At 67.2% G+C, this 7,927-nt stretch carries 8 protein-coding genes; 2 read left to right on the top strand and 6 right to left on the bottom strand.

All coding sequences use genetic code 11. The annotated features are described in order from the left end of the window. Positions 1-495: 495 nt before the first annotated feature. The 3 genes from DB30_RS39505 to DB30_RS39515 all read right to left on the bottom strand — a co-directional run bounded on the left by DB30_RS39505 (position 496) and on the right by DB30_RS39515 (position 3,516). Positions 496-1,590: an amidohydrolase family protein gene (locus DB30_RS39505; protein WP_052559157.1), complete on the bottom strand. Its 1,095-nt coding sequence runs from the start codon at positions 1,588-1,590 to the stop codon at positions 496-498. Further along, entirely contained in the window at positions 1,584-2,447 is an 864-nt protein-coding gene (locus tag DB30_RS39510) for a hypothetical protein (RefSeq protein ID WP_052559159.1), read from the bottom strand. Before DB30_RS39510 ends, DB30_RS39505 begins: the two co-directional genes overlap by 7 nt. A gap of 61 nt (positions 2,448-2,508) precedes the next feature. After that, a complete protein-coding gene (locus tag DB30_RS39515; protein WP_052559160.1) occupies positions 2,509-3,516 on the bottom strand; it encodes an AraC family transcriptional regulator in 1,008 nt (335 codons plus the stop codon). A gap of 191 nt (positions 3,517-3,707) precedes the next feature. Between DB30_RS39515 and DB30_RS39520 the strand changes: the two genes are divergently transcribed. Further along, the gene (locus tag DB30_RS39520) at positions 3,708-4,217 is read left to right on the top strand and encodes a VOC family protein (RefSeq protein ID WP_205633178.1); all 510 of its coding nucleotides are present in this window, start codon (positions 3,708-3,710) and stop codon (positions 4,215-4,217) included. Between the two features lie 9 nt (positions 4,218-4,226). On the opposite strand, the gene DB30_RS39525 is transcribed toward DB30_RS39520, so the two are convergent. From DB30_RS39525 to DB30_RS39535, 3 genes are all read right to left on the bottom strand, one after another. Further along, positions 4,227-5,507, bottom strand: coding sequence for a radical SAM/SPASM domain-containing protein (locus tag DB30_RS39525; RefSeq protein WP_052559162.1), 1,281 nt, complete (start codon positions 5,505-5,507; stop codon positions 4,227-4,229). A 4-nt stretch (positions 5,508-5,511) separates the two neighbouring features. Then, the gene (locus tag DB30_RS39530; RefSeq protein ID WP_146662748.1) at positions 5,512-5,871 is read right to left on the bottom strand and encodes a hypothetical protein; all 360 of its coding nucleotides are present in this window, start codon (positions 5,869-5,871) and stop codon (positions 5,512-5,514) included. Between the two features lie 113 nt (positions 5,872-5,984). Next, entirely contained in the window at positions 5,985-6,608 is a 624-nt protein-coding gene (locus DB30_RS39535; protein ID WP_052559166.1) for a class I SAM-dependent methyltransferase, read from the bottom strand. Positions 6,609-6,822: 214 nt separating this feature from the next. Between DB30_RS39535 and DB30_RS39540 the strand changes: the two genes are divergently transcribed. Beyond that, positions 6,823-7,927 (top strand): MFS transporter (locus tag DB30_RS39540; protein ID WP_052559168.1); only part of this gene is annotated, 1,105 nt, incomplete at its 3' end.

The raw sequence follows: 7,927 nt of genomic DNA on the forward strand, positions 1-7,927 counted from the left end.
ACGGCGGGGTCGCGCGAGCCATCCCGTCGTCGTGTATTGGTTCGGCGGGGTTGAGCTGCGAGTCGGGCGGTGGATCGCCTGGATTATTGGCCTTCTGTACTCGAAATTGGGTGCGAAGTTGTGACTCGAACGTGGCCGGAAGCCCGATCGAGCCTTGCCCGGGCTGCCCGACGACAATGACTCCCAGTCCGGCTCTCTTGCGCGATCGAGCCTTGCCCGGGCTGCCCGACGACAATGACTCCCAGTCCGGCTCTCTATCTGCGGGCGGGCGAGAGAGTGACGGCGGGGTCGCGCGAGCCATCCCGTCGTCGTGTATTGGTTCGGCGGGGTTGAGCTGCGAGTCGGGCGGTGGATCGCCTGGATTATTGGCCTTCTGTACTCGAAATTGGGTGCGAAGTTGTGACTCGAACGTGGCCGGAAGCCCGATCGAGCCTTGCCCGGGCTGCCCGACGACAATGACTCCCAGTCCGGCTCTCTTCCGGCTCTCTCGAGTCCTCAAGGCCCCAAGCACCCCCCCAACCAAATACGCGCATTACCAGCCAACACCCCCTCGAGCACCTCCCCCTCCAGCGCAAGCCCGCGATACTCCCCGGTCGTCAGCATCGCCGGCCCCGCCCCATCACGCAAAAACTCAAACCGCTCAGCCGCAAGCAACCCAAGGTTCGCCTCCACCTGCCCCCGCCACCTCCCCAGCGAGAACTCCGCCTGCGACCCAGACGAGATCAACGTCACCAGATCCGACCCATACAAGAACCGCTGTGGCTCCGCGCCGATCAGCGCCCGCAGCCGCTCCCGCTCGCGCTCGAGGTTGGTAAACCCATCAACCCCCGGCCGACCTTCACCGTGGCTAGTGTCAACCCGCAAGCTCGGGTGCTTGGCCAAGATCCGCTCGAGCCGATCGAGGTCCGTCCGACTCCCGCAAAGATGCGGACAGACCACCTCGAGCTTTGGGTACGCACGCAGCAGCGCGTCGAGCTCGTCCTCGAAGCGCACGGTGTTGACGTGAAGCAACACTGGCACCGCGCGCTGCTCGAGCAGCGCAAAGGTAGCCGCGTAGCCCGGGTCGTCGAGCGGTCGCGGGTGGAGGCTGTGATGGCCGATGTAGAGCTTGACCCCGCACGCCCCCCGATCGAGCCAGCCCTCGAGCTCCGCCGCCTCGACCTGGGCCGGCTCGACGGTCACGAAGGGCAGCAAGCGGTCGCGGTGCGCTTGGGTCTGCTCTAGCAGCCGCTCGTTGGCGGCCCGCCAGCCAGCAAATTTGTCCCCCCCGGGCGGCGGTGGATGGTCGGGGTCGAGATGCGGCGAGGCCAACACCGCGGCCGCGCTGATCCGGTGGCGATCCAGGGTCGCGAGCAGCTCGTCGACGTGCCCGCCCACGAGGTGAACGTGGATGTCGATCGCCGCCGGACGCTCGGGCAGTGGTGGAGCTGTGAACGCGGACGCGCCAGCCGGTTGCTCATCGCCATTGACGCGCTCGGGACTCGCCGCGGCCTCGGGTGTGGGCGTGGATCCCGGCTTGGATCCGGGCTCACCTCGCTGGCAGCCAGCGAGCAGCAAGGTCAGTGCGAGCGGAGCGACGCCCCTCAGCACTCGCACTCGTCTTCGGCGTTCAGCGCCCGAAGTTCGAACCGCAAGTAGTAGGGATAGCTCGCCTCGGACGGCCCGAACACACGCACGAGCAGCGCTTGGTGGAACTGCTCGCCGGCGCCGCCAATGTTGACGCGCCCGTTGGTCCCCGTGTTGGTGCCGAGCAGCTCGAGGGTCTCGGCGTCGAGGACCTCGATGGTCATCGTGTTCTCGGCCGCGTGGGGCAAGAACGGCTCACCGCAGCCCTCGCCGCACCAGCTGCTGCCTTGAACCCACGCGTCGAGGAACAGCGTGTAATCCTCGAAGTAATCGGAATTCTCGAGCATCAGGGGCTCGGCGTCGATCAGGTAGTAGTCGTTTTCCTCGGCGCACAAGAACGCGTTGACATCGACGATGGCGCTCCAGTTGTCGACGTTTTCCCAGGCGAGATCCGTGGGTGCCTCGGGTAGGTCGTTCGGCTCGAAGTCGTCGTTGTCTGGGCACTGGTTGGCGTCGCCGTCCCCGTCGCCGTCCCCGTCCCCATCGCCATCTCCGTCGCCGTCGCCGTCCCCGTCCCCGTCTCCGTCTCCGGTGTCGCCATCGCCATCGCCATCCCCGTCCCCGTCTCCGTCTCCGTCTCCGGTGTCGCCATCGCCATCCCCGTCCCCGTCCCCGTCACCGTCACCAGTGTCCCCGTCACCGTCACCAGTGTCCCCGTCACCGTCACCAGTGTCCCCGTCGCCATCGCCGGCATCGGCGGTACCACTCTCGTCGCCGCTACCACTCTCCGTGGCGCCCGCCTCCGAGTTTGGCTTGTCGTCGCAGCCCGCGATCACGAGTGAGGCCCATACGAATCCAACGGCGACTTTCGAGCGCAGCATGTCGTCTGGGTAACATTCTTTCGGAGGCTCGACCACGAGAATCTCGGGCCCGGTCCAACGATCAAAACCAGGTTGAGCGGTAGACGCCAGGCGGCACACCCGTCCAGCGTTTGAATGCGCGATAGAAGGTCGCGGGCTCCGAGTAGCCAAGCACCACCGCCACCTCTCCGATCGTCAGCCGATCATCACGCAGATACTCGAGCGAGAGCCCCTGGCGGGTCTCGTCCAGCAGTCGGTCGTAGCTCATCGCGGCGCCGCTCAAGTTGCGTTGCAGTGTGCGCGTGCTGGTGTTCACGCGCTTGGCGGCACCCACGAGCGTCGGGCGTCGCCCGTGGCGAAGCTCGTCGGCGATGTAGCCTCGCACGGCGTCCAGCCGCTCACCCCGGGCGGGGAGCTGGCCCAGGAGCGACGTCGCGCGGGCGCGAAGGTAGGACTCCACGCCAAGCGATGGGGCACGCACGGGGGCGCTCCACCAGGCTCGGTCGATCTCCAGCAGGATCCGCTGGGCGTTGAAGCGCGGACTGGTACCGAACGTGGCGCGGTAGCGCTCGAGGCTGGCCAACGGTGGGTGCGGCAAGTGTACGCAAAGCGCGTCCACGGGCGCCTGCGTCAACGAGCGGAACAAGGTGATCCAAAACGCCAGACCCGCGACGATCATGTGCGGCATTCGTGCTGCGACAGCCAGCAGTGGGTGCTCGATCACGAGCTTGTCAGGCTCGAGCCTCGTCACCTTGAAGGGTGTATCGAGGAGCAGCCGCTGGAACCGGGTCTGCTGCATCATGGCCACTTCGACGGTGGCGCTGTGGGCCATGAGCATGCCGAGCACGCCGAGGTGGTCGAGCGCGAGGCTCTCGCCAAAGGCCAGGCCAAAGTCGTCGGGGGCACCCTGCTCGTGAATGTATTGCCAGACGCCCCAGTGGACCTGGAGGATCACGCGAGCGTCCGGGTTGGGTGCCGCGGGCGAGGGCCACCCCACCTTCGCCAGCAGCTCGGTCTGTGACGCGCCGCTCGCAACGGCGTGCTGGATCAAGCGAGCGGTGATCGACGCCGCGATCGTGCCAGCGGGCATCTCTCCCAAATAGGCACGATCTGCTGTGGCGGGGCCGTCCATGAAATCGTGGCGAGGGCGAGCCTAACAAATTCCTCCGGGCCAGACGGGAGTTGGCGCCTGCGGCCAATGCTGCGGTGCCAAGATCAATCTACAAGCACTCTGAGCGCGCGATCGGACACGTCACCGGGCCATCGCGCAGCAAGGAACTCGTGAAACAGCACAAAGAGACGATCCCCCTGTTGGGCCTACACCACACCGCCAACCGTTGTCGCGACGCCGAGGAGACCCGCGCTTTCTACGAGGACTTCTTGGGCCTGCCGCTGGCGTGCTCGCTGCGACGAGACAGGACCGAGACCGGCGTGGAGACCCCCCTGCTGCACATCTTTTTTCAGATGCGCGACGGCTCGTATCTTGCCTTCTTCGAGCTCCCGGAGGTCGAGTTCGAGTTCAAGGAGCAGGACCCCTCGGATCTGCACATCGCGCTCGAGGTCTGCGAAGTGACCATGAAGGCGATGTACGAGAAGGCCAAAGCGGCAGGGCAGGCGCCGTTCGGGCCGGCCGAGCTCGAGGCGTTGCGGTCGATCTACTTTCGCGATCCAAACGGGTACGTGGTCGAGCTGACCACCAAGAAGGACGAGCATGACGAGGTCATGGATCCCGAGCGGAACGATGCCCGGGGGATCCTCGATCGCTGGCAGACGGACAAGGGATCGGCCTGATCGGCCGACTCAGCTGATCCAGCCAACACCCGACGCAGCGACCTCACGCGCACGATCGATCAGCTCGGCCGGCCACGGCTCCTCGATCACCCGATACAACCCATGATCAAACGGCTCCCCGGGCGCCGGCGTGTGCAGCTCCAGCCGCTCGCGTCGGCCCTCGCGCAGCAGCTCGAGCGCCCGGTGATGACAATAGGGATTGTTCCCGCGCCGTCCAAACAACACGTGCCCGGTCCACGTGCACCCGGCCTTGCACTCGTCCGCGTAGTAACAGCCCGCGCAGCGCCCCCACAGCTCGTCAACACGGCGCTCACGGTTGAAGCGCAGCGCGTCCGCCCGCTCCCAGATCTCGCGCAGCGAGTGCTCGCGCACGTTCCCCCCGACGTACTCGTTGCTTGGGAGGGAAGGGCAGCCCTTGATGTCGCCGTTGGCCTCGATCCCCAGGGTGCGCGTGCCAGCGTCGCACCCTGTCTGGTGACCGTCCCTGTGATCCCAGCGCAACAGCTGCTCGTAGGGCCCAAAGTAGCCAATGTTGCTCCCGGGCCACAGGCGGATCCCCAGCTCGTCACAGCGCCGCGCGAGCCGAGCGACGAGCGGCATCAACTCCAGCATCTGCCATGGCTGTAGCAACAGCTCGGGGTGGTCGGCGGCGCGGCCCATGGCCACGGTGATCTGCACCTGCCAGCTATGGATCTCGCGCGCCGTGAGCTGGTCGAGCAGCGGCTCGATCTCTCGCAGGTTGTAGCCGTTGAGCTGGGTGTTGACCGAGCGCGGGATCCCGGCGGCGCGCAGGTGATCCAGCGCGCGCATGGCCGCGGCGTGGCTGCCATGAAGGGCGCGCAAGTGATCGTGCGCTTGCGCGAGTCCGTCGATCGAGACCGACACGCTCTCGATGCCCGCACGCTTGGCGATCTCGACCCGCTCGGCCGTGAGCCCGCGCCCACCGGTGGTCATCGTGCAGCGGATCCCCGCGTTGACCAGCGCCGCCGCGATCAGGTGCCAGTCGTCGCGCAGGTAGGCCTCGCCGCCGATGATCGTGGTCTCTTTGACGCCGAGCGCGGCCATCTGCGTGACCAGATCCAGCGCCTCTTCGGTGTCGAGCTCGTCGGCGCGCGCGTGCCCGGCCCGGCTGCCACAGTGGCGACAAGCAAGATCGCAGCGCAAGGTCACCTCCCACACGGCGTACTCGGGCCGGACGTCGTCACAGCTGCGCACACCGGGCGCGAGCGGTAGCCGGACGCGCGGCTTGGGTCGTGACGCGTCGACGATCGGGAGCGAGGGGCGGGACATGGGCTCAGAAGGGGCCGGGCTTCGGCGGGGCGCCGTACTTCTTCGCGGGCCGCGGGTCCGGCCGTGGGGCCCCGTACTTGGTCTTCATCGACGGCGTGTCCGCTGACTCCTCGATCGCCGCGCCCCCGTCGGCGCCCTCGCTGCCAGTGGTCTCATCACCGCTGGTCTCGGTGGCGCTGGTGGTCTCGCCGGGCTCGGGCTCGGGCTCGGGCTCGGGCTCGGCGACCTGCGTCTCGTTGGCCTCGGGCTCCGCCTTGGCGGGCTCGGCGGGCTTTGGCGCGACCTCGCCGGGCGCCGTGGGGCCGGTACAGGCCGCGAGGGACAGCCCAAGCAGCAACATCGAGAGTCGAGCAGGTGTACCCACAGTGACACCTGCGTGGCCACAAAACGGACAGTCACGCGCGACGGCTCGCACGTGACGACCGCAACTCGGGCAGGGGATCAGACGCGCCATCGACCCCACCATATCAACTGCGATCAGCCCCGGCGAGGTTTAACGACAACCAGCAGCGCGGTCTCGTGGGCCGTCCGCCGGATCTCCAGCATCTCTAGCCCGTAGCGCGGCAGCAGCTCGCCAAGCTTCTCGGGCTCGACGATCCGATGCCCGTGCGCAGCGAAGCCCGCCCGCGTGAGCTCGTCGGGATCCGCGATCCCCAACACCAACCGCCCGCCCGGGACCAACACCCGCGCCAGCTCGCGCATCCCGTCGTCGACGTCCGTCCAGAACGGGATCGTGTTGAGGCTCATGACCGCGTCGTAGCTGGCGTCGCCCAACGGCAGCGACTCCACGTAGGCCTTCTCGACGCGCAGCCGACCTTGCAGACGGGGCACGATGAAGCGCCGCTTGGCGCGAGCGAGCATCTCGTCGGAGGTCTCGAGCGCGAACACGTGCCCTTGCTTGGTGACCGCGCGGAGCAACAGCGGGATCGAGAGCCCGCCGCCAAACCCAACATCGACCGCCCGGTGCCCGGGGCGCAGATCCAGAGCCGAGATGCCACCAAGAATGGTTCGCGCGTTGACGCCGTTGAGTAACAACGCAGTGATCGGCGCGAACTTGCCCTTCGGTCGGCTGAGCTGATCGATCAGAAACGGCGGCAGCACGGCGTCTTTATACTCCCACAGACCCCCTCGGGTGTGGCCCGGACGTCTGGGCGCTTCGCTGTGCGGCGGGTCGCGTGCGACCGCCCTGAGCCGCGCGGCATGAGCGCTGATCTTCGCAGCGCGATGGGCTCCGCCCGAGTGTCCCGGCGAGGTCGAACGTTTACACTCCCGAAGTCCCGCGCCTTCGAGCGGGGCCCAAGCCTAGCCAACCACCGTGCCCACGCTCGACGAGCTCCCCGACAACCACCCGCTCAAGAGTGAACGGGCCAAGCGGCGCGCGCTAGCGACGGTCGCGTTCACGCTGTTCCTGGACCTGATGGGGTTCGGGATCATCTTGCCGATCCTGCCGTTCTACGCAGAGTCGATGCACGCGAGCGCCACGATGGTCGCGCTGTTGTCAACGGCCTTCTCCGCGGCGCAGTTCGTGATGTCCCCGGTGCTCGGGGGGATCAGCGATCGCTACGGGCGACGTCCGGTCATGTTGGTTTCGATCGCCGGCTCGGTCGTGGCCGCGCTGGTGTTGGGGTTTGCCCACGCGCTGTGGATTGTGTTCCTGGCGCGGCTCGTCGCGGGCTCGTCCAAGGCCAACATGTCAACGGCCCACGCCTACGTCGCGGATCTGGTCCCGCCGGATCAACGCGCCAAGTACATGGGTCGGATGGGCGCGGCGATGGGCATGGGCTTCGTGTTTGGTCCGGGGATCGGCGGCCTGCTTGGCCAGGTGTTCACCGAGCTGCCGTTCTTCGTGTCCGCCGGCCTGTCGCTGATCAACCTGGTGATGGCGGCGGTGTGGCTGCCCGAGACTCACTTTCGGGACGCGAAAGAAACCAGCGTGCCCGCGACCAGCCAAACGAACCTGCAGGTTCGCGCCAAGCTGCTGAGCACCGAAGGGTTGTCCCGCGCTGTTCGCAGCATCCGCGGGACGCACATGGCCTGGCTGGTCGCGATCGTGTTTTGTTTCTTCCTGTCGTTCTCCGGGATGGAGTCGACGATGGCCCTGTTCGGCGAGCAGGTGTTTGGCTGGGGCTATGGCGAGACTGGGCTGTTCATGACCTATATTGGCGTGAACATGGTCGTGTTTCAGGGCCTCATCGTCGGCCGCGCGGTCGCTCGTCTGGGTGAGGGGGCGACCTTGTCGATCGGCCTGGTGATGGTCGCGGGTGCGCTGATGCTGCTTGGTGGCGTCGACCATTTCTCGCAGTGGTTGGGCTTCGCGCTGATCGACGCCGACGGGGCCGCCAGCGTGGCCGCGCTCGGGTTTTACGCCGTTGGCGGCCTGCTGCTGGCCGGTGGCAACGGGTTCACCAGCGCAACGACCA

This window comes from Enhygromyxa salina (genome assembly GCF_000737335.2).
Lineage (GTDB): Bacteria > Myxococcota_A > Polyangia > Nannocystales > Nannocystaceae > Plesiocystis > Plesiocystis salina_C.

Excerpts from the sequence above, each read along its gene's own strand:
- DB30_RS39525 (WP_052559162.1), bottom strand. The coding sequence starts at position 5,507 with ATGTCCCGCCCCTCGCTCCCGATCGTCGACGCGTCACGACCCAAGCCG.
- DB30_RS39510 (WP_052559159.1), bottom strand. The coding sequence starts at position 2,447 with ATGCTGCGCTCGAAAGTCGCCGTTGGATTCGTATGGGCCTCACTCGTG.
- DB30_RS39515 (WP_052559160.1), bottom strand. The coding sequence starts at position 3,516 with ATGCCCGCTGGCACGATCGCGGCGTCGATCACCGCTCGCTTGATCCAG.